This window comes from Anaeromyxobacter diazotrophicus (assembly GCF_013340205.1).
Lineage (GTDB): Bacteria > Myxococcota > Myxococcia > Myxococcales > Anaeromyxobacteraceae > Anaeromyxobacter_A > Anaeromyxobacter_A diazotrophicus.
The window spans coordinates 148,001-168,092 of the sequence record NZ_BJTG01000005.1 but is presented as its reverse complement, the minus strand read 5'-3'; the positions used below and the strand labels follow the sequence as shown (position 1 = coordinate 168,092).

Genomic DNA, 20,092 nt, shown 5'->3' with positions numbered 1-20,092 from the left:
TCCTGTGCGGGGCCGCGCACCGGCCCCGCGGGTGAGCGAAAGTACGTAAACCGCCGCGTTGACTGCGTTTCCGGCGCCGTGATAGGGCTCTCGCTCGGTGTCGTGCGTGCGCGGGACAGGCGGGTATTCCCGGCCACCCCCCGCGAGTACCAGCCTCTGGAGGACGGGCCGCGATGGGGAACTTCTTCGGCAGCGTGTTCGAGTCGTTCGAGAAGGGCGGATGGGGCATGTACCCCATCTCGGTCGCGCTCATCTTCGCCCTCGCGATCGTGGCCGAGCGCGTCTTCGTCCTCTACTTCCAGTCGTCGGTCGACAAGGAAGCGTTCCTGCGCGGGCTGAAGAAGCACATCTACGCGGGCGACCTCGACAAGGCGATCAGCTACTGCGCCGGGCAGAAGAAGACCCCGCTCGTCTCGGTCATCAAGGCCGGCCTCATCAACGTCCCGAAGGGCGAGGAGGACGTCCAGGCGGCGATGGACGAGGCGACGCTCCGCGAGTCGCCCAAGATCGAGCGCCGCACCGGCTACCTGGCGATGATCTCCAACGTCGCCACCCTGCTCGGGCTCCTCGGCACCATCTCCGGCCTCATCCGCTGCTTCGGCGCGGTGGCGAACGCGAACCCCGCCGACAAGGCCACCATCCTCTCCCAGGGCATCTCGGAGGCCATGTTCTGCACCGCCTTCGGCCTCGGGACCGCCATCCCCGCGCTCGTCCTCTACTCGGTGCTGCAGGGGCGCACGCAGCGCATGGTGGACGAGATCAACGAGTCGGCGGTGGGCGTGCTGAACCTCATCGTGGCCAACAAGGACAAGATGAAGCTGCCGGCGGCGCGCGCCGTGGCCGAGGCCCCCGTCGAGGAGACGGTGGAGTAAGGCATGGGCGGCGGCGCGCTCCCGGAGAGCGGCAAGAAGGGCAAGCGATCGCTCGACACGACGGTCAACGTCGTGCCGGCCATCGACCTCCTCTCCTGCTGCATCTCCTTCCTGCTCTTCACCGCGGTCTGGACCCAGATCTCGCGGCTGCAGGCGACGCCCATGGGGAACGGCGATCCGGCCCCCACCGAGCAGGTGAAGTCGCTCACCGTGACGCTCACGGTGGGCGAGCGCGGCTTCGTGCTCGCCACCAGCGCCGGGGCGCAGATCGAGATCCCGGCCCTGGGGCGCGCGCCGGACGGCGGCGTGCAGTACGACCTGAAGGGCCTGGGCGAGCGGCTCAAGAAGCTCAAGGCCGACTTCCCCGACCAGGCCGCCATCACGGTGGCCGCCGACGACGCCGTCGTCTACGCGGACCTCGTCCACACCATCGACGCCTGCGTCGGGGCGGGGCTCTCGAACGTCTCGGTCATGGGAGCGGGGTGAGCCGTGCCGATCGTCCAGCCCGGTAAGCGGCCCGCCAAGCGCTTCCAGTCGTCCAAGATCATGGGCGGCAAGATGCACCGCCACCTGCGCACGGGGAACGTCGAGCTCAACGTCGTGCCGATGGTCGACATGATGACGATGCTCGTCATCTTCCTCCTGCAGCAGTTCTCGGCCACCGGCGAAGTGCTCTACATGCAGAAGGACATCCGGCTGCCCGACGCCCGCCACGGCCAGCAGATCGAGGTGGCGCCGGTGATCGCCATCAGCGCCGCGCAGGTGGTGGTCTCGGGCGTGAAGGTGGCCGACGTGCCGGACCTGGAGAAGGACCCGTCGCAGATCATCGCGCCGCTCACCGAGAAGCTGCGCGACGAGAAGAAGCGCTGGGACTTCATCCACCAGAACGACCGCGACCGGGAGAAGAACTGGAAGGGCGAGGTGAACGTCCAGGCGGACGTGAAGGTGCCCTTCCGCGTGGTCCGGCGCGTGCTGGCCTCTGCCGCCGAGGCGGGGTATGGCAACATCAACTTCGCCGCCATGGAAGAGGGCGGCCCGGCCGCCGCCAAGAAGTAGGGGGCGTCCCGCTCATCCCGGGGCGGAGGAGCGCCCGGCCCGCGGCGGCGCCTCCTCCCCGACCGTGCGCCGCCCGGCCTTCCGCTGGCCTGCCCCTTGCCCTGACCGGCACGCCCCGCTAGTATCGCGGCCCTCCGAATTCCGGGCCCTTGGCCCACCTCGCACCCCACTCCTGGACACAAGGGTCCTCACCGGAACTGCAAGCCCATGAACCTCTCTACCCTGATGTCATCCCTCACGCTGGCGGCCGAAGGCGGCGGCGAGGCGAACCTCGTCCTGCCCGACCTGTCCTCGGTCAGCTTCCTCGGTATGAGCGGCAAGGGCCTGCTCGCGATCGGGCTCCTGGTCTCGGCGGCCGGCCTGGCCTTCGGCCTCGCCATCTCGAACCAGCTCAAGAACCTGCCGGTGCACCGGTCGATGCGGGACATCTCGGAGCTCATCTACGAGACCTGCAAGACCTACCTCGTCACGCAGGCGAAGTTCATCGCCCTGCTCTGGGCCTTCATCGCCGTCATCATCGTGGCCTACTTCGGCTTCCTGACCGAGCCGCACAAGACGATGGGGGAGGTGGCGATCATCCTCCTCTTCTCGGTGGTCGGCATCCTGGGCAGCTCGGGCGTCGCCTGGTTCGGCATCCGGGTCAACACCTACGCCAACTCGCGCGCCGCCTTCGCGTCGCTGCGCGGCAAGCCGTTCCCCACCTACGCCATCCCGCTCAAGGCGGGCATGTCGATCGGCACCATGCTGATCAGCACCGAGCTGCTGATCATGCTCTTCATCCTGCTCTTCATCCCGCGGGACGTGGCCGGCCCGTGCTTCATCGGCTTCGCCATCGGCGAGTCGCTCGGCGCCTCGGCGCTGCGCATCGCCGGCGGCATCTTCACGAAGATCGCCGACATCGGCTCCGATCTCATGAAGATCGTCTTCAAGATCAAGGAGGACGACGCCCGCAACCCCGGCGTCATCGCCGACTGCACCGGCGACAACGCGGGCGACTCGGTCGGCCCCTCGGCCGACGGCTTCGAGACCTACGGCGTCACCGGCGTCGCGCTCATCAGCTTCATCCTGCTGGCGGTGAAGGACCCGAGCACGCAGGTGCAGCTGCTGGTGTGGATCTTCGCGATGCGCATCATGATGATCGTCGCGTCGGTCCTCTCCTACTTCATCAACGAGGCGGTCGCGAAGGCCAAGTACGCCGCCGCCGACGTGATGAACTTCGAGGCGCCGCTCACCTCGCTGGTGTGGCTCACCTCGATCGTCTCCATCGTCCTCACCTACGCGCTCTCCTACGCGCTCATCGCCCAGCTCGGCGACGGGACGCTGTGGTGGAAGCTCTCCACCATCATCACCTGCGGCACGCTCGCCGGCGCGATCATCCCCGAGATCGTGAAGGTCTTCACCTCCACCACCTCCGGGCACGTGCGCGAGGTCGTCACCGCCTCCCGCGAGGGCGGCGCGTCGCTCAACGTCCTCGCCGGCCTCACCGCCGGCAACTTCTCCGCCTTCTGGATGGGCCTCGTCATCGCCGCGCTGATGGGCGGCGCCTACGCCGTCTCGACGCTCGGCCTCTCGGCGCTCATGCTGGCGCCGGCCGTCTTCGCCTTCGGCCTGGTCGCCTTCGGCTTCCTCGGCATGGGCCCGGTCACCATCGCCGTCGACTCCTACGGCCCGGTGACGGACAACGCCCAGTCGGTCTACGAGCTCTCGCTGATCGAGAACGTGCCGAACGTGAAGGCCGAGGTGAAGAAGGACTTCGGCTTCGACCTCAACTTCGACAAGGCCAAGCACTACCTCGAGGAGAACGACGGCGCCGGCAACACCTTCAAGGCGACCGCCAAGCCGGTGCTCATCGGCACCGCGGTGGTGGGCGCCACCACCATGATCTTCTCCATCATCATGGTGCTGACGGGCGGCCTCACCGCCGACCTCGAGAAGCTCTCCATCATGAACCCGCTCTTCCTGCTCGGGCTCATCCTCGGCGGCTCGGTCATCTACTGGTTCACCGGCGCCTCGACCCAGGCCGTCTCCACCGGCGCCTACCGCGCGGTGGAGTTCATCAAGGCCAACATCCGCCTCGAGGGCGTCGAGAAGGCCTCGGTGGAGGACTCGAAGAAGGTGGTCGCCATCTGCACGCAGTACGCGCAGAAGGGCATGTTCAACATCTTCCTCACCGTCTTCTTCGCCACGCTCGCCTTCGCCTTCCTCGATCCGTTCTTCTTCATCGGGTACCTCATCTCGATCGCCATCTTCGGCCTCTTCCAGGCCATCTTCATGGCGAACGCCGGCGGCGCCTGGGACAACGCGAAGAAGGTGGTCGAGGTCGAGCTCAAGGCGAAGGGCACGCCGCTCCACGACGCCTCGGTCGTCGGCGACACCGTCGGCGACCCCTTCAAGGACACCTCCTCGGTGGCCATGAACCCGGTCATCAAGTTCACGACCCTGTTCGGCCTGCTGGCCGTCGAGCTGGCGCTCCGCGTCGACACCGCCGTCAAGATCGGCGCGTTCGCCGTGTTCCTCGCCATCGCCCTCGTCTTCGTGTGGCGCTCGTTCTACGGGATGCGCATCAAGACGGGCGTGGCGGCGGCCGAAGAGGACGCCAGCCCCGCCGCCTCCGCGCACGGGTAGACACGGGCGGGCCCCCGCCCCGTGGAGGGCGGGGGCGCCGTCTCACCCGGCGCGCCGTGGGCACGCGTCCGTAGGGCGGGGGCTCGTCCCCCGCAGCGGGGGGCCGCCTTGGCCGACGAGGACGTGATCGATCTCGACGAGCTCCGGACGGCCCTCGTCCGGACCTGCGCCCGCCTCAAGGTCTTTCCGCTGCCGGGCGTGGTCGTCCTCCCGGGGACGCCCACGCCCTTTCACGTCTTCGAGCCGCGCTACCGGCAGCTCACCGCCGAGGCGCTGCGCGGCGACCGCATGCTCGCCGTCGCGACGCTCGCCTCGGAGGAGGGCGCCACGCAGGACCGCGCGCCCATCCAGCCCATCGCGGGGGCCGGCTTCATCGAGGAGGCGGAGGAGCTCCCCGACGGCCGGTTCCACATCCTGGTGCGCGGGCTCGCCCGGGTGCGCCTGGTGGAGGAGCTCGAGAACGGGCTCCCGTACCGCGAGTTCAGGGCCGAGCTCCTCGAGGACGTCTACCCGCCGGCCGGGTCCGCGGCGCTGCTCCGCCAGCGGCGGGCGCTGGAGGCCTGCGTGCTGCAGCTCGCCGAGGTGCTGCCGCCCGAGTCGGGCGCGCCGCAGCTCGCCGAGCTGGCCGCCCGCACCCCCTCCGCCTCGACGCTCGCCGACCTCGTCGCCGCCGCGGTGGTGAGCGAGCCCGACAAGCGCCTGGCGGTCATCGAGGAGCTCGACGTGGCGAAGCGCCTCGACCTCGTCACCGGCGAGGTGGCGAGCGTCATCCTCATGCTGTCGCAGGGCCGGACGCCGAGCGCCTAGCGCGGTCAGGCCGCCGGGCGGCCGACGCCGAAGTAGGTGAAGCCGGCAGCCCGGGCGCGGGCGGCGTCCCACACGTTGCGCCCGTCGAACAGCACCTTGCCCCGCATGATCTGGCCGAGCCGCTCGTAGTCCGGGGCGCGGAACTCGTTCCACTCGGTGACGAGGAACAGCGCGTCGGCCCCCTCGGCGGCGGCGTAGGGCTCGCCGGCGAGGCGCACGTGCGGGCCGAGGAGCGGCCGCGCCACCTCGGCCGCCACCGGATCGTGCGCCACCACCTCCGCGCCCGCGCCGGCGAGGAGCTGCGCCAGCGTGAGCGCCGGCGCCTCCCGCATGTCGTCGGTCTTGGGCTTGAAGGCGAGGCCCCACAGCGCGCAGCGCTTGCCGGCGAGCGCGCCGAAGTGCTTCACCGCCTTGTCGAAGAGGAGCCGCTTCTGCCGCTCGTTCACCCGCTCCACCGCGCGGAGCAGGTCGAAGTCGAGCCCGAGCTGCCGCGCCATGGTCATGACCGCGCGGACGTCCTTCGGGAAGCAGGAGCCGCCGAACCCGACCCCCGGGAAGAGGAACGGGTAGCCGATGCGCCGGTCCGAGCCCATGCCGCGCCGGACCTGGTCCACGTCGCAACCGAGCCGCTCGCACAGCGCGGCCACGTCGTTCATGAAGGAGATGCGCGTCGCCAGCATGGCGTTGGCCGCGTACTTGGTGAGCTCGGCCGAGCGCGGGTCCATGAAGAGGATCGGCTGCTCGGTGCGGACGAAGGGCTGGTACAGGTCCGCCATCACCTGGCGGGCGCGCTCCGAGGCGACGCCCACCACCACGCGGTCGGGCCGCATGAAGTCGTCCACCGCCGAGCCCTCCTTGAGGAACTCGGGGTTCGACACCACGTCGAACTCGGCCCGGGCGGAGCGCGCCACCACCTCGCGGACGCGCTCGCAGCTGCCGACGGGCACGGTGCTCTTGTTCACCACCACCGTGTAGCGCTCGATGGCGCGACCGACCTGCTCGGCGGCGGTGAGCACGTGCGTCAGGTCCGCCTCGCCCGTCTCGCCCGGCGGCGTGCCGACGGCGATGAAGACCACCTCGGTGTCCCGCATGGCGGCGGCGAGCGAGGTGGTGAAGGCGAGCCGCCGCTCGCGCGCGTTGCGGCGCACGAGCTCCTCGAGACCCGGCTCGTAGATCGGGATCCCACCCTCCCGCAGCGTCGCGATCTTCTTCTCGTCCACGTCCACGCAGGTGACGTGGTGGCCGGACTCCGAGAGGCACGTCCCGGTGACGAGCCCGACGTAACCGGTGCCGACGACGGCGATCTTCAAGGCGAGGACCTCCTGAGCAGCGCCGCACGATAACACGCGGTCCCGCCCGGGCCGTCCCCGGGCGCGCGGCGGCCGGACGGGCGGGGGCTCGCTCGCCGCGCCGAGGCAGCGCGGCCCTATGGCGCCAGCAGGAGCTTCGCCGCGGCCTCGGCCCCGCGCGCGCGGCGCAGGCGCGTGGGGTCGCCGGCGCTCTCGGCGAGCGCCTCCACCGCCGCGCGCTCGGCGCGGCCCAGCTCAGGCGACAGCGCCGCCGCGCGCTCCGCGGCGGCGGGGAAGTAGCGCGCGGTCACGGCGCAGGCGCCGTAGAGGGCCCGCGCCAGCCCCAGCTCGGCGGCGCGCCGCCGCACCGCCTCCACCGTCGCGCGCTCCGCGAAGTCGGGCTGGTGGAGCAGCTCCCGGACGTCGACGTAGAGCAGGAGCGGCGCGTAGAGCCCGGCCTGCGCCAGCTCCGCGGCGGCGAGGAGCAGCGCATCCTCGGCGGCGGGACGGGCGAGCGTCGGGCCGAGCGCCGGCGTCGGGACGCGCCGCTCGAAGGCGCCGAGGTCCCCCGCGCGGCCCGCTAGCAGGCCCTCCTGGATCCGCAGCGGCAGCCGGCCGTCGTCGAAGGTGACGGTGTGTCCCCCCGGCCCGGTCTCGAGGGCCCGGAACCCCGCCTCGCCCACCTGCGCGGCGAAGCGGGCGCCGTCCTCGGCGCGCACCAGGAGGCGCAGGTCGCCCACCGGCCGGAAGGCGAGGTGGGGGTAGAGCCAGTCGACGTAGGCCGCCCCGCCCAGCACCAGCGCCGGGACGCCGAGCCCGCGCAGCGCGCCCTTGAGCGTCATGAGCTTGAAGACGTTGTCGTTCACCGTGCCCTGGTAGAGCGGCAGGAGCCGCTCGCGGAGCGAGGCCGGCGCGCCAGCGCCGAGGCGCCGCGACTCGAGCTGGTAGGAGGCGAGCGGGGCGAGCCCGTGCGCGTCGAGCACCTCGAAGAGCTCGGCGGGATCGCACGGCGGCAGCTCGGCCGGCGGGTCGAAGGCGGTGAGGGCGCGCAGGGCGTCGAGCAGGGCCACGGCTGGACAGTCTAGCGCGTGACTCCCCCCGGGGCCGCCCCGTGCTCACCGTTCCGGTGAATGGCCGACCACCACGTGCAGCAGGCGCTCGCGGAGCTCTGCGAGCTGCGGAGCGACGGCGAGCCCATCGTGTCGCTCTACCTCGACACCCGCTGGCCCGACGAGAAGCAGCGCGAGCGCTCGCGCGTCTTCCTGCAGGAGTCCCTCCGGCGGACGGTCGACCGGCACGCGGCGCACCCGCAGCTCGAAGCGCTGCGGCGAACGCTCGGCCGCGTCGCGGCGGCCGCCGGCGAGCGGGTGGGCCAGCCCGGCGGCGCGGACCGCGGCCTCGCGATCTTCGCCTGCGAGGCGCTCGGGCTGTGGAGCGTGCACGCGGTGCCGCGGCCCTTCGTGGACGAGCTGTGCACCGACGCGCGGCCGCACCTCCTGCAGCTGGCGCGGCTCGCCGACGACGTGGAGCCCGGCATCCTGGTGTTCGTGCACGACCGCGGCGCCCGGCTGTACGAGGTGGCGCTGGGCGCCATCGTGAACGAGGCCACCGTGGAGCGCCCGGTGCCGGGCCGACACGGCCAGGGCGGGCGGATCCGCGGCGGCGCGAGCCCGTCGCCGCGCGGGGCCTCGGGGGGCGCCTTCTACGAGCGCGAGCGCAAGAACCAGCGCCACGTCGAGGAGCTGGCCGACCGCGCCCGCCGGGAGGCGGTGGAGCTCCTGCGGCAGCTCTGGGAGCGCGACCCGCGCGCGAACCTGGTGCTGGTCGGCACGAGCGAGAAGGTGGCGGCGTTCGAGCGCGCGCTCCCGGCGCGCATGCAGGAGAAGGTGCTGGCGCGCCTGCCGCGGCCGCCGGGCAAGGAGAGCTGGCGCGGCGACGGCAAGGCGGCGCTGCTCGGGCAGGTGGTGGAGAAGATCGTCGGCCACGAGCGCGGCCAGGAGGCGGCGCAGGTGGAGCACGCCATCGGGGAGGCGCTGCGCGGCGGGCTGGCGGTGCTCGGCCCCGAGGACGTGGTGGCGGCGGTGAACCAGCGCCGCGTGCACCGGCTCATCGTGGAGGAGGACTTCGAGCGGTCCGGCTGGCGGTGCCGCAACTGCGAGGCGCTCGGGACCACCCACGACGAGGTCTGCTCGTTCTGCCAGGGGCCCCTGGCGCTGGTGGAGGCGCTCTCGGAGGAGCTGGTGGGCCGGGTGCTGGCCGAGGACGGCGAGGTGGAGGTGGTGGCGCACACGAACCGGCTGCACGCCTACCACGGGGTGGCCGCGCTGCTCCGCCAGGGCCGGGCGAACGGCCTCTCCGGCCGCGAGCCGCCCGCGCCGCCGGGCGGACCTCCCTAGCCCCGGTCGAGCGAGGCGCGGCCGGGGCCGTGGCTCGCGAGGAGCAGCATCCCCCCGGCGATCCCGGCGTTCTTGAGCAGCTGGAGCATCTGCGCGTGATCCCCGCGCAGCGCCGGGTGCCAGTGGAAGAGCCAGCTCACCGCCGCCAGGTAGGCGAAGAGGACCAGCGCCGCCGCGCGCGCCTTGAGCCCGAGCGCGAGCAGCGCGGCGCAGCCGAGCTCGAGCGCGCCCGCCGCGTACGCGCCGGCGGTGGCGAAGGGCAGCCCGCGGCCGGCGATGGCCGACGCGGCGCGCCCGGTGGCGGTCCACTTCTGGAAGCCCGAGTAGAAGAAGATGCCCGAGAGCAGGAGCCGGCCGAGGAGCGGGCCGAGCGCGGCGAGGAACGACGTCATGCAGGCCTAGTCATACCCCGCCGCCCCCCGCGGTCAAACTCCTCGCCGGCGCCGCGCCGCTGCCGCGCGCGGCCGCGCGTCACGGGCGCTCGACCGCCGCCGCCCCGAAGTGCCGCCCCCCGTACCGCGCCAGCTCGGCGCAGTGCCGCCGCGCCTCGAGGAGCCGCGCGTCCTCGGCGTAGGTGGTCGGGTAGACGGGGGGCATGGGCCGCGGCCGCATCTCGGCGTCCACGTTCACGAACGTGAACAGGCACGAGTTGGAGAGCGCGCTCGTGGTGCGGTCGCGGCTGCGGCGGGCGATGCTCGTCTCGACCGAGAGCAGGTCGCCCGCGGCGTAGACGACCCGGCTGGTGTAGTGCAGCGAGTCGCCGATGCGCACCGGCTGGAGGAAGTTGACGCGGTTCACGGCCGCCAGCACCGGCCGGTCGGTCGCGGCCAGCTCGGCGCAGATGGAGGCGAGCTCGTAGGCGTGCCGCATGACGTACCCGCCGAAGATCTTGCGCGGCACGTTCTCCTGCTCGGGGTACATCCGCTCCCAGGCCTCGGTGACGAGCCGGCCGGCCAGGAGCCCCGCGAACCCAGGCTGCTCCTGCTCGCGCCGCAGCCGCGTCAGGAGCTCGTACTCCTCGTGGCTCGGCGGCTGCTGGGCCGCGGCCAGGTGGCGCCGGTACGCCTCGCGCCGCTCGAGCGCGCGCTCCTCCCGGTGGCGCTCCAGCGCGTCCACGTACTCGAGCGGCGGCAAGGCGACGCTGCTCGCCTCGTCGCCGTGGCCGAGCCGCGCCACCATCGTGAAGTAGCAGGAGGCGACGTGCACCGGCGGGTCCCCGGGCTGCGTCACCCGGATGCCGACCTCCATCGAGCTGCGGCCCACGTGGTTGAGCCGGGCGCTGAACTGGATGTCGCGCGCCACGTCCGCCGGGTGGCGGACGAGAATGTTGTCGACGGCGGCGGTGACGACGCGCGCCTCGGGGTGCGCCCGCTGCGCGTAGTGGAGCGCGGTCTCCTCCGCCAGCTTGTCGAGCACCTCGAGCAGGAGCCCGAAGCGCAGGTTCCCCTGCAGCGGCGCGTCCACCACCATGAACCGGCGGCGCAGCGCGGCGTCGGTGGAGAGCTGGAGCGCGAAGGTCCGGGTGGTCTCGAGGGGTCGCATGCGCCTCCCGGGCCGGAGTGTAACGGCCCGGCGGCGCGCGGTCGATCCGGGCGGCGGCGTGGGGCGGCCCGGGGCGATATAGGATCGCGGCATGGGCAAGCCGTTCCTGTGGGCAGCGATCGCGATCGTCCTCCTCGGCGCCGGCGCCATGGCGGCCGTCTACGCGCTGAGCGGAGCCGCGGCGCCGGCCCGCGCGCCGGCGGCCGCCCCGCCGGCGCCGCCGCTCCCCGCCTACGAGCCGCCGGCCCCCGCCGCGCTGGCGCCCGCGCCGCCTGCCCCGCCCGTCCCGGTGGCCCAGCAGCCCGTGTCGGCGCCGGTGCGGGCCGAGCCCGTCGCCGCCCCGGAGTACCAGGAGCGGCTCCAGTCGCCCGACGAGGGCGAGCGCGGCGACGCCATGCTCGAGATGCGCGAGCAGCGCCGGATCAACCGGATGGAGTGGCTCAACCGCCGCCGCCAGCAGCGGTGAGGCCGCCGGGGGGTCCGGCGGGACGCGCCCCGGCTCGGCAGTCGACGCGCACCATCAGTGACGCGGGCGGCCGCGCGCCGCGGGGGTAGCATCGGCGGCGCTCGCCCGCCCGTGCCCCCTCCGAGCGAGCGCTTGCTGTCCAGGACCAGCCTGCATATCTCCGTGGAGACCCTGTGGACCGTTCACCCGTGGACACCTCGCTCCGGCTCTTCGCGGTCCTCGCGCTCGCCTCCGCCGCCGGCTGCGCGCTCGCGCCCGGCATGCGCCTCGACGAGGACGCGGCGGTGCGCCGCGGCCAGGAGACCACCAAGGACCCCCAGTTCAAGGTGGAGCCGGTGACCCAGGCCCTGGTGAAGCGCCTGGCGGAGCAGGGCGCGGTCCACCCGGCGCCGCTCACCGACCCGCTCGCGGAGGAGGCGGCGCACTACCACTATCGCGTGGCCCCCTACGACGTGCTCCAGGTCATCGTGTGGGACCACCCGGAGCTGACCGCGCCCACCGGCCAGTTCCGCTCGCCCGAGGAGAACGGCAACCAGGTTCACGCCGACGGGACCATGTTCTACCCCTACGTGGGGGCGGTCGCGGTCGCGGGCAAGACGGTCGAGGAGGTGCGGCAGCTCCTCACCGACCGCATCGCCCACGCCATCACCCGGCCGCAGATCGACGTCCGCGTGGTGGCCTTCCGCGGCAAGAAGGTGCAGGTCACGGGCGAGGTGGTGGCGCCCACCACCATCCCGGTCACCGACGTGCCCCTGCGCGTCCAGGACGCGCTCGCCCTCGCCAAGGGGTTCACCTCCGAGTCCGACTTCTCGCGGGTGACCCTGTCGCGCGCCGGGACCACCTTCGAGCTCAACCTCCAGGCGCTCTACGAGCGGGGCGATCTCTCGCAGAACTGGCTGCTGCAGGACGGCGACGTGGTGAACGTGCCGGACCGCAGCCGGAACAAGGTGTTCGTCATCGGCGAGGTGCGCGCGCCGCAGTCGCGGCTCATGGTGCGCGGCCGGATGTCGCTGGCGGAGGCCCTGGCCGACACGACCGGCACCACGGTCGGGATGTCCTCGGCCGCGTCGAGCGGGACCGTCGTCAACTGGCTCGATCCCACCGCCGCGAACCCGGCCAAGATCTACGTCATCCGCGGCAGCTACGACGCGCCGCAGATCTACCACCTCGACGCCAGCTCGCCCGACGCCATCCTGCTCGCGGCCCAGTTCCCGCTCCAGCCGCGCGACGTGGTGTTCGTCTCGACCTACGAGCTCTCGCGCTTCAACCGCGTCATCCTGCAGATCCTGCCCACCATCCAGGGCATCTGGCAGACGTACGACATCGTCCAGCGCACGAGGTAGCGCCAGGGCGCGGAGCTGGGGGTCTCGCGGGTGCCAAGCCGCCGGCCGTGGTGTAAGAAGCCCGTCTTCAGCACCGTCTTCTCGATCGGGATCTACACCGGGCCCTCGCCGCTGGCGCTCGGGCCGCCCGCGGGGCTCGAGAACCCGGTCCTGACGCGCGAGAGCGTCACCGACCGCTACGCCTCCTTCGTCGCGGACCCGTTCATGATCCGGGTGGACGGCACCTGGCACATGTTCTTCGAGGTGCTGGCGTGCGGGGCGCTGTCGAAGAAGGGGGAGATCGGGCTCGCGACCAGCCGGGATGGGCTCCGCTGGGCGTACCAGCGGATCGTCCTCGCCGAGCCCTTTCACCTGTCCTACCCGCACGTCTTCGCGTGGGAGGGCGAGCACTACCTCATCCCCGAGAGCACGGCGGCGGGCGGCGTCCGGCTGTACCGGGCCGACCCGTTCCCGACCCGCTGGACGCTCGCGGCGGTGCTCCTCGAGGGCCCGGTGCTCCTCGACAGCTCCGTCTTCCACCGGGACGGGCGCTGGTGGATGTTCACCGAGACCGACGCGGCGCGCGGCACGCTGCGCCTGTTCCACGCCCGCGAGCTCACCGGGCCCTGGCGCGAGCACCCGAGGAGCCCGGTCGTCGCCGCCGACCCGCGCACCGCCCGGCCCGCCGGCCGGGTGCTCGCGACGCCGGACCGGCTCGTCCGCTTCGCGCAGGACTGCGAGCTCGACTACGGCGTCGCCGTGCGCGCGCTCGAGATCACCCGCCTGACCGAGCGCGAGTACGAGGAGCGCGAGGTCGCCGGCGGACCCCTGCTGGCGGGGGGCGGCGAGGGCTGGCGCGCGCTCGGCATGCACCACCTCGACGTCCACCCGCGCGAGGAGGGCGGCTTCATCGCCTGCGTGGACGGCTGGCGCGAGCGGGCGCGGCGCCCGCGGGAGCTCGCCGTCTGGGCGGCCGACCACGGGCGCCAGGCGCTCGAGCTCACGCGCGCCGCACGCTCTCGTAGACCGCGATGAGCCGGCCGGCCACGGCGCTCATGGAGTAGGACGCCGCGACCTTGGCCCGGTTGCGCTCGCCCTGGGCGCGGCGCAGCGGCGCGTCCAGGAGCAGCGCGGCCACGCGCGCGGCGAGCGCGGCCGCGTCGCCCGCCGGCACCAGGTAGCCGTTCACGCCCTCCTCGACGAGCTCCGGGACGGCGCCGACCGGGGTGGCCACGACCGGCTTGCCCGCCGCCATGGCCTCGAGGATCGAGACCGGCATGCCCTCGCGGTAGGAGGGGAGCACGTAGACGGCGCAGCGCGCGAGCTGGCGCAGCTTGGCCTCGCCCGCGACCCACCCCGGCAGCTCCACCGCACGCTCGAGCCCGAGGGCCCGCACGCGGCGCCGCACCTCCTCGACCGCGCCGTCGCCCGCCAGCACGAAGCGCGCGGCTGGCGCCGACTGCAGGACGAGCGGGATGGCGCGGAGGAGATCGTAGGTGCCCTTCGCCTGCCCGAGGCGGCCCAGGCAGAGGACGACCTGCTCGCCCCCGGGGCCCGGCGCGCCGGCCGCCGCCTCGAGCTCCGGGGCCTCCACCGGGTTCGGGACGACGTGGATGCGCGCGCCGGGCGCGTAGCCCGCGAGCACGGCCTGCCAGGTGGACGAGAGCGCGATGCAGGCGTCCGCCCGCTCCAGGAAGAGCTTCACGCAGCGAGCGTTGAGGGCCGACGCGTCGCGGAAGTCGGGGAAGGTGCCGGAGTGCCCGTGGACGACGGTCGGGAGCCGCAGCGCCTTCGCGACGAGGAGGTACGCCAGCTTGCGGTAGAAGCTGAGCCGCGACGCGTAGTGGAGGTGGACCACGTCGGGCCGGAACGCGCGCGCCGCGGCGGGGAAGCGGAGGAGCGCGCCGGCGCTCCTCCACGCCTTCCGGAGCTTCCCGCCCTCGACCGTGCTCGCGTGGTAGCGCAAGGCCACGCGCTGGGCGTACTCCGAGCCGAGGTAGGTCGCGGCGACCGAGGCGATCCCGCCCTTCATCTTCGGGTCGGGCCCGACCATGAGGACGCGCAGGCGGGGCGGCGCCGGGGCCGCGGGCTGCGCGCCGCTCCCCCCGGGCGTCAATGCAGCGTGTCCGTGGGGCCGGGTCCGACGCCGGCCGGCACCCGGTGGGCGAGGGTCTGGACGAGGACGCGCCATGCGAAGACGGGGAGGGCGGCCTGCCGCCGGATGCGGCGGGGGTCGGAGAGCAGCCGGTACAGCCACTCGAGGTTCATCCGCTGCCAGGCCTCGGGGGCGCGCTTCACGTGGCCGGAGAGCGTGTCGAGCGTCCCGCCGATCCCCTGGATCACGCTCACCTGGAGCCGCGAGGCGTGCTCCGCGATCCACCGCTCCTGCCGCGGGCTGCCGAGCGCGACGAACAGGATCCGGGCGCCGGAGCGGTTGATGGCGTCGACGAGCTCGCCCATGCGCTCGGCGGGGACGTAGCCGTTCGACCGCCCCGCGATCCGCAGCGACGGGTGGCGCGCCTGGAGGTGCGCGGCGGCGGCGGCGCTGACCTCCTCCTTCGCGCCGTAGAGGTAGATGGCGTAGCCGCGCCGCGCCGCCAGCGCGCAGAGCTCCTGCATGAGGTCCGCGCCCGGGACGCGCGCCAGCGAGGCGTGCTGCAGCTTCGCGGCCCAGACCACCCCGATGCCGTCGGGGATGAGCAGCCGGCCGCCGCGGAAGAACTCCGCGAGCCACGGGTCCTTCGCGAGCGACATCACCTTCTCGGGGTTCACGGCCAGGATGGACTGGGGGCGGCTCTCGGCGCGCACCGCCTCGTCCGCGAAGGCCACGGCGCGCGCCATGTCGACGGCGTCCACCGGCACGCCGAGGATCTCGAGCCGCTGCGGGACGCTGCTGGGAGCCTCGGGCGTCATGACGCCTCGCACCTCGCGCGGGGAAGTCCGCGGCCGGGACGGCGAGCGCGCGAGCCCCTCGCCCGCGCCGCGCCGATCGCAGCGGGAACGTGGGGTCCTCGGAAAAGCCCAGCAAGGCCCCGCTTAGCGCTGGGGGGAAGGGCCCGGGCGACCGCCTCGGCCACCCGCCGCGCCGGTTCGCCCCGCACCCACTCGCCGGTCGTTTCCTCTCCGTCAACGGGGGTCCGCAATGACCCTGCTTGCTTCGCTCGAGGTGTACCGGAGTCGTTTGATCGCCCACACGGGGTGTCCTGTATTCGAGTGACATCCGCAACGCCGAACCGCTCGGCTGGGGCGGCCCGCAGAGGCGCATCGAACTCGACCCGGGTCAGTGGCACCCAGGAGGAAGCAAGTGAGCAAGAGCAGGTGGCTGGCCCTCGTAGCGATGTTCATGACCCTGCAGTTCGGATGTGGCGGTGCCAGCGGGACCGCCCAGATCGACGAGGCCGACGCGGCGCTCCGGCGCGCGCGCGGCGTCGCCGTGACGGTGACGCCCGCGACGGCGTCGGTGCTCACCGGCGGCGCGGCCCAGCTCACCGCCACCGTGACCGGGACCACCAACACCTCCGTGAGCTGGACGGTGCAGGAGGGCGCCGCCGGCGGCGCGGTGAGCTCGACCGGCCTCTACACGGCCCCGTCGGCCGCCGGCACCTACCACGTCGTGGCCACGAGCCAGGCCGCCAGCTCGCGGAGCGCCACCGCCACCGTGACGGTGACCGACCCGGCGCCGACGCCGACCCCGACCCCGACCCCGACGCCGACGCCGACGCCGACGCCGACCCCGACCCCGACCCCGACTCCGACTCCGACTCCGACTCCGACCCCGACGCCCACGCCGACCCCGGCCCCGGCGTGCACGTCCACCGTCACGACGAGCGCCAACCTGTCGAGCGCGGTGAACGCCCTCACCCCGGGCGCCGTCCTCTGCCTGCGCGGCGGGACCTACGCCCAGTCCATCGGCGTGAACCCGGGGCTCCGGGGCACGGCCAGCCAGCCCATCACGGTGCAGGCCTACCCGGGCGAGACGGTGATCCTGAAGCCGAGCGGCGGCCAGTACGTGCTCGGCGTCAACCCCGGCTCGAGCGCGACCGCCAGCTACGACACGAACCCCGCGTCGAACTGCTACACCGGCCGGTGCTCCGCCTCGGTCCCGCAGTGGCTCACCTTCCGCAACCTGATCTTCGACGGCGCCGGGCTCAACACCAGCTCCTACGTGGTCTTCCTCATGGGCACCGGCGTCAGCGCCTGCGTGAACCGCGACGCCGCCATCGGCCCGCACCACCTCACCTTCGACACGGTGGAGGTGCGCAACGGCCCGGACCAGGGCGTCTTCGGCGTCGGCGACTACACCACGTTCCTCAACAGCTCCATCCACGACAACGGCTTCGTGAACACCGCGCACGCCACGCACGGCCTCTACCTCGAGGCCAAGCACTGGACGGTCAGCGGCGGCTCCATCGTCCACAACCACGACGAGGGGGTGCACACCTGGACCGGCGAGGACTGCGGTGACGCGAGCGACAACACCTTCGAGAACGTGACCATCTCCGGCAACGGCTACTGGGCCATCGGCCTCTCCTGCGGGGCGCGCAACAAGGTCCTCAACAGCACGATCTACAGCCAGACCACCGCCGACGGCCCGGGCTCGGGCGTCTCGCTGCACGACGGCGCCTGGGGGACGGTCGTCAGCGGGAACACCATCTACGCGAACGCCGGCCCGGCGGTGCAGGTCGGCGTGGACGTGTGGTGGAACGGGCAGGGCTGCGCGGGCAACTACGAGCCGCTCGACCCCGACCTGCACGGCGCCTCGCGCGGCGCGGTCGTCGGCAACAGCACCGTGACGAACAACGTGGTCTACGGCAACGGCGCCGGGAACGACGCGACCGGCCAGATCCGGACCGGCTCGCAGGCCCAGGGCACCACGCTCACGGGGAACACCACCGCGCACTGACGTCCGCTCCCCGCGGGACAAGGCGCGCAGCACCTCGGAACGGCCCGGCGGGGAAGCTCGCCGGGCCGCTCCACGTCTACCGGGCGCGCGGCGGGATGCTTACTCCAAGCTGCGGAGGGGCTCCCCCGTGGCGAGGTCCAGAGGTCGCGCGCTGTGCCTGGCCCTCGCGCTGGGATCCTCGCCCGCAGCGAGCGCCCGCGGAGCGCCCGGCGCGGGCGGGCCCGGGGCCGCGGCCTGCACGCACGTGGCGGCCCCGCGCGGCGCCGGCGACGTCTGCTCGGCGGCGGCGCCCTGCGATCTCCCGACCGGGCTCGGGAAGCTCGCCCCGGGCGAGGTGCTCTGCCTGCGCGCCGGCACCTACGCGCGCTCCCTCACCTGGTCCGAGGCGGCCGGGCCGCGGGGGACCGACGAGCAGCACCGCGTCACGATCCGCGCCTACCCGCGCGAGACGGCGATCCTCCGGCCCGCGCTCCGGGGCGAGCGCACGCGCCCGGCCGCGGTGATCCTGTTCCGCTGCCACACCCAGGGCGTCCCGCTCGCCATGAGCGGCCCGTGCCAGTACGGGCGCTGCTCCGACGGCTGCCCGCGCTACGTCACCCTCGGCTCCGATCCGGCGGAGGGCGGGAAGCTGGTCGTCGACGCGCGCGACGTCGCCGGGGCCTCCGCGGCCGCGATCTGGGTGCAGCCTTCCTGGAACGGCGGGGACGCCCCGGCCACCGGGCCGCACCACATCCGCCTGCAGGGGCTCGAGGTCCTGAACTCGCCCACGCACGGGATCTACTGGGGCGCGGGCGACTACAACGAGTTCCTCGACCTGGACGTGCACGGCAACGGCGCCCCGGGCGTGGCCATGCACCTCCACGGGCTGTACCTCCGCTCCATGAAGAACACGGTCGCGCGCGGGCGGTACCACGCGAACCGCGACTCGGGCATCCACCTCTGGAACGGCGAGGACGGGCGCGAGGCCTCGTTCAACACCTTCGACGGGGTCGAGGTCTACGGGAACGGCTGCTCGACCGGGCGCGCCGGCGGCGCGGCGTGCACGGCGCAGGACGCGCCCGCGGTGACCGCCGGCACCGGCCGCCACAACGTGTTCCGGAACATGAAGGTCCACTCCAACCCGCGCGGCGGAGGCTTCTGGCTCGCCTCCGGCGCCTGGCGCGACGCCATCCTGGACAGCGCGATCCAGGGGAACGCGGTCGCCTCGGGGTGGAGGATCTCCGGCATCTACCTGGGCGACGAGGGCTACGCGAGCGACGTCGAGACGGCGGCCTTCGAGCCCGCGCTCCAGGCGGTGGAGCCCCTGCCCAGCTGGACCGGCTCGTTCGAGACGCGGCTCGAGGGGAACGTGCTCCGCGGGAACGCGGCCGCCCGGGGCTGGAAGGGCCGGACCGCGCTCTGCTCGGACCAGATCTTCGTCCAGGACACGCGCAAGAACCCCGTCGCGAACATCACGAACAACGTGTGCTCACCCTGAGGACCCGCGGACCATGCAAGAGCTCTTCGAGAAGATCGCGAACCGGACCGCCAGGGTGGGGGTGATCGGCCAGGGCTACGTGGGGCTGCCGCTGGCGCTCCTCTTCGCCGAGGCGGGGTTCCGCGTCACCGGCTTCGACCTCGACCCGGCCAAGGTCCAGGCGATCGCGCGCGGCGAGTCGTACATCAAGCACATCGGGCCGGAGCGCGTGAGCGGCGCGGTGGCGAGCGGCCGGTACGAGGCGACCACCGACTTCAGCCGGCTCCGCGCCTGCGACGCGGTCCTCATCTGCGTGCCAACGCCGCTCGGGACGCACCGGGAGCCGGACAACTCGTACATCCACTCCACGGCGCGCGAGATCGCGAAGCGGCTCCGGTACGGCCAGCTCGTCGTGCTCGAGTCCACCACCTACCCCGGCACGACCGACACCGAGGTGAAGGGGATCCTGGAGGAGAGCGGGCTCCAGTGCTCGAAGGAGTTCCTCCTCGCCTTCTCGCCCGAGCGCGAGGACCCGGGCCGCAAGGACTTCTCCACCAAGAGCATCCCCAAGGTGGTGGGCGGCGTCGACCCGACCTCCACCGAGGCGGCGGTGGCGCTCTACGGCGCCGCCATGGACCGGGTGGTGCCGGTGTCGAGCACGCGCGTGGCCGAGTCGGCCAAGCTGCTCGAGAACGTCTTCCGATCGGTGAACATCGCGCTGGTGAACGAGCTCAAGGTGATCTTCGACCGGATGGGCATCGACATCTGGGAGGTGATCGAGGCGGCGCGGACGAAGCCGTTCGGCTTCATGCCGTTCTACCCGGGGCCGGGCCTGGGCGGGCACTGCATCCCGCTCGACCCCTTCTACCTCTCCTGGAAGGCCGCCGAGCACGGCCTGTGGGCGCGCTTCATCGAGATGGCCGGCGAGATCAACACCCGCATGCCCGCCTACGTCGTGGCCAAGGTGACGCAGGGCCTGAACGAGCGCGGCCAGGCGCTCAAGGGCGCCCGGGTGCTGGTGCTGGGCCTCTCGTACAAGGCGAACATCGACGACGACCGCGAGTCGCCGTCCTACGAGATCCTCGAGCTGCTCCAGGAGGCCGGCGCGCAGATCGCCTACTGCGACCCGTTCTTCCCGAGGACGCCCCGCACCCGCAAGCACGACCTCGAGCTCGAGTCGGTCCCGGTCACGCCGGAGGCGTTCGCCCGCCACGACGCGCTGGTGATCTCCACCGCGCACGACCAGTTCAAGGACGCCGCCCTGTACCGCGACGTCCCGCTGGTCGTGGACACCCGCAACACCCTCGCCGCGCTCTTCCACGGCGGGGCGAAGGGCCCGCGGGTGGTGAAGGCCTGAA

The 20,092-nt window shown here is 73.0% G+C and carries 18 protein-coding genes; 12 read left to right on the top strand and 6 right to left on the bottom strand.

Annotated features, from left to right (window positions below; translation table 11 throughout):
* The first annotated feature begins 173 nt into the window (after window positions 1-173).
* The 5 genes from HWY08_RS11955 (at window position 174) to HWY08_RS11935 (ending at window position 5,360) form a co-directional block, all read left to right on the top strand.
* Window positions 174-872, top strand: coding sequence for a MotA/TolQ/ExbB proton channel family protein (locus HWY08_RS11955; RefSeq protein ID WP_176065401.1), 699 nt, complete (start codon window positions 174-176; stop codon window positions 870-872).
* Window positions 873-875: 3 nt separating this feature from the next.
* On the top strand, window positions 876-1,358 hold the full coding sequence (locus HWY08_RS11950; protein WP_176065399.1) for an ExbD/TolR family protein: 483 nt from the start codon (window positions 876-878) through the stop codon (window positions 1,356-1,358).
* A gap of 3 nt (window positions 1,359-1,361) precedes the next feature.
* Window positions 1,362-1,928 (top strand): ExbD/TolR family protein, encoded by a 567-nt coding sequence (locus tag HWY08_RS11945; protein ID WP_176065397.1) that lies wholly within the window; start codon window positions 1,362-1,364, stop codon window positions 1,926-1,928.
* Window positions 1,929-2,135: 207 nt separating this feature from the next.
* Window positions 2,136-4,553 (top strand): sodium-translocating pyrophosphatase, encoded by a 2,418-nt coding sequence (locus tag HWY08_RS11940; protein WP_176065395.1) that lies wholly within the window; start codon window positions 2,136-2,138, stop codon window positions 4,551-4,553.
* A 108-nt stretch (window positions 4,554-4,661) separates the two neighbouring features.
* The gene (locus HWY08_RS11935) at window positions 4,662-5,360 is read left to right on the top strand and encodes an LON peptidase substrate-binding domain-containing protein (protein WP_235969592.1); all 699 of its coding nucleotides are present in this window, start codon (window positions 4,662-4,664) and stop codon (window positions 5,358-5,360) included.
* A gap of 5 nt (window positions 5,361-5,365) precedes the next feature.
* Here the strand turns inward: HWY08_RS11935 and HWY08_RS11930 are convergent, their stop codons facing one another.
* Both HWY08_RS11930 and HWY08_RS11925 read right to left on the bottom strand, forming a co-directional pair.
* Window positions 5,366-6,670 (bottom strand): UDP-glucose dehydrogenase family protein, encoded by a 1,305-nt coding sequence (locus HWY08_RS11930; RefSeq protein WP_176065394.1) that lies wholly within the window; start codon window positions 6,668-6,670, stop codon window positions 5,366-5,368.
* Between the two features lie 116 nt (window positions 6,671-6,786).
* Window positions 6,787-7,719, bottom strand: a complete 933-nt coding sequence (locus tag HWY08_RS11925; protein WP_176065393.1) for a nucleotidyltransferase family protein — start codon at window positions 7,717-7,719, stop codon at window positions 6,787-6,789.
* A gap of 60 nt (window positions 7,720-7,779) precedes the next feature.
* Between HWY08_RS11925 and HWY08_RS11920 the strand changes: the two genes are divergently transcribed.
* Complete coding sequence (locus tag HWY08_RS11920) at window positions 7,780-9,045, top strand: baeRF10 domain-containing protein (RefSeq protein WP_176065392.1); 1,266 nt, start codon at window positions 7,780-7,782, stop codon at window positions 9,043-9,045.
* On the opposite strand, the gene HWY08_RS11915 is transcribed toward HWY08_RS11920, so the two are convergent.
* Entirely contained in the window at window positions 9,042-9,437 is a 396-nt protein-coding gene (locus tag HWY08_RS11915; RefSeq protein WP_176065391.1) for a DoxX family membrane protein, read from the bottom strand. The genes HWY08_RS11920 and HWY08_RS11915 overlap by 4 nt on opposite strands.
* A 79-nt stretch (window positions 9,438-9,516) precedes the next feature.
* Window positions 9,517-10,587 carry an acyl-CoA thioesterase gene (locus HWY08_RS11910; RefSeq protein ID WP_176065390.1) on the bottom strand — a complete coding sequence of 357 codons (1,071 nt, stop codon included), beginning with the start codon at window positions 10,585-10,587 and terminating at the stop codon, window positions 9,517-9,519.
* 91 nt (window positions 10,588-10,678) lie between these two features.
* Here HWY08_RS11910 and HWY08_RS11905 point away from each other — a divergent pair, with 91 nt between their 5' ends.
* The 3 genes from HWY08_RS11905 (at window position 10,679) to HWY08_RS11895 (ending at window position 13,410) form a co-directional block, all read left to right on the top strand.
* Window positions 10,679-11,053, top strand: coding sequence for a hypothetical protein (locus tag HWY08_RS11905; protein ID WP_176065389.1), 375 nt, complete (start codon window positions 10,679-10,681; stop codon window positions 11,051-11,053).
* Window positions 11,054-11,241: 188 nt separating this feature from the next.
* Entirely contained in the window at window positions 11,242-12,396 is a 1,155-nt protein-coding gene (locus HWY08_RS11900) for a polysaccharide biosynthesis/export family protein (protein WP_235969591.1), read from the top strand.
* A gap of 30 nt (window positions 12,397-12,426) precedes the next feature.
* Window positions 12,427-13,410, top strand: coding sequence for a glucosamine inositolphosphorylceramide transferase family protein (locus HWY08_RS11895; protein ID WP_176065388.1), 984 nt, complete (start codon window positions 12,427-12,429; stop codon window positions 13,408-13,410).
* On the opposite strand, the gene HWY08_RS11890 is transcribed toward HWY08_RS11895, so the two are convergent.
* Entirely contained in the window at window positions 13,376-14,428 is a 1,053-nt protein-coding gene (locus HWY08_RS11890) for a glycosyltransferase family 4 protein (RefSeq protein ID WP_176065387.1), read from the bottom strand. The genes HWY08_RS11895 and HWY08_RS11890 overlap by 35 nt on opposite strands.
* A 59-nt stretch (window positions 14,429-14,487) precedes the next feature.
* On the bottom strand, window positions 14,488-15,288 hold the full coding sequence (locus HWY08_RS11885; RefSeq protein ID WP_176065386.1) for a WecB/TagA/CpsF family glycosyltransferase: 801 nt from the start codon (window positions 15,286-15,288) through the stop codon (window positions 14,488-14,490).
* A gap of 391 nt (window positions 15,289-15,679) precedes the next feature.
* On the opposite strand from HWY08_RS11885, the gene HWY08_RS11880 reads away from it, so the two are divergent.
* From HWY08_RS11880 to HWY08_RS11870, 3 genes are all read left to right on the top strand, one after another.
* Complete coding sequence (locus HWY08_RS11880) at window positions 15,680-17,278, top strand: right-handed parallel beta-helix repeat-containing protein (protein ID WP_176065385.1); 1,599 nt, start codon at window positions 15,680-15,682, stop codon at window positions 17,276-17,278.
* 127 nt (window positions 17,279-17,405) lie between these two features.
* Window positions 17,406-18,755, top strand: coding sequence for a right-handed parallel beta-helix repeat-containing protein (locus HWY08_RS11875; protein WP_176065384.1), 1,350 nt, complete (start codon window positions 17,406-17,408; stop codon window positions 18,753-18,755).
* Window positions 18,756-18,768: 13 nt separating this feature from the next.
* A complete protein-coding gene (locus HWY08_RS11870; RefSeq protein WP_176065383.1) occupies window positions 18,769-20,091 on the top strand; it encodes a nucleotide sugar dehydrogenase in 1,323 nt (440 codons plus the stop codon).
* Window position 20,092: the final 1 nt, after the last annotated feature.

What these genes read in the sequence shown, in the direction of transcription:
- HWY08_RS11955 (WP_176065401.1), top strand. Translation starts at nt 174, where the DNA reads ATGGGGAACTTCTTCGGCAGCGTGTTCGAGTCGTTCGAGAAGGGCGGA.
- HWY08_RS11950 (WP_176065399.1), top strand. Translation starts at nt 876, where the DNA reads ATGGGCGGCGGCGCGCTCCCGGAGAGCGGCAAGAAGGGCAAGCGATCG.
- HWY08_RS11940 (WP_176065395.1), top strand. Translation starts at nt 2,136, where the DNA reads ATGAACCTCTCTACCCTGATGTCATCCCTCACGCTGGCGGCCGAAGGC.
- HWY08_RS11920 (WP_176065392.1), top strand. Translation starts at nt 7,780, where the DNA reads ATGGCCGACCACCACGTGCAGCAGGCGCTCGCGGAGCTCTGCGAGCTG.
- HWY08_RS11915 (WP_176065391.1), bottom strand. Translation starts at nt 9,437, where the DNA reads ATGACGTCGTTCCTCGCCGCGCTCGGCCCGCTCCTCGGCCGGCTCCTG.
- HWY08_RS11910 (WP_176065390.1), bottom strand. Translation starts at nt 10,587, where the DNA reads ATGCGACCCCTCGAGACCACCCGGACCTTCGCGCTCCAGCTCTCCACC.
- HWY08_RS11905 (WP_176065389.1), top strand. Translation starts at nt 10,679, where the DNA reads ATGGGCAAGCCGTTCCTGTGGGCAGCGATCGCGATCGTCCTCCTCGGC.
- HWY08_RS11890 (WP_176065387.1), bottom strand. Translation starts at nt 14,428, where the DNA reads ATGGTCGGGCCCGACCCGAAGATGAAGGGCGGGATCGCCTCGGTCGCC.
- HWY08_RS11885 (WP_176065386.1), bottom strand. Translation starts at nt 15,288, where the DNA reads ATGACGCCCGAGGCTCCCAGCAGCGTCCCGCAGCGGCTCGAGATCCTC.
- HWY08_RS11870 (WP_176065383.1), top strand. Translation starts at nt 18,769, where the DNA reads ATGCAAGAGCTCTTCGAGAAGATCGCGAACCGGACCGCCAGGGTGGGG.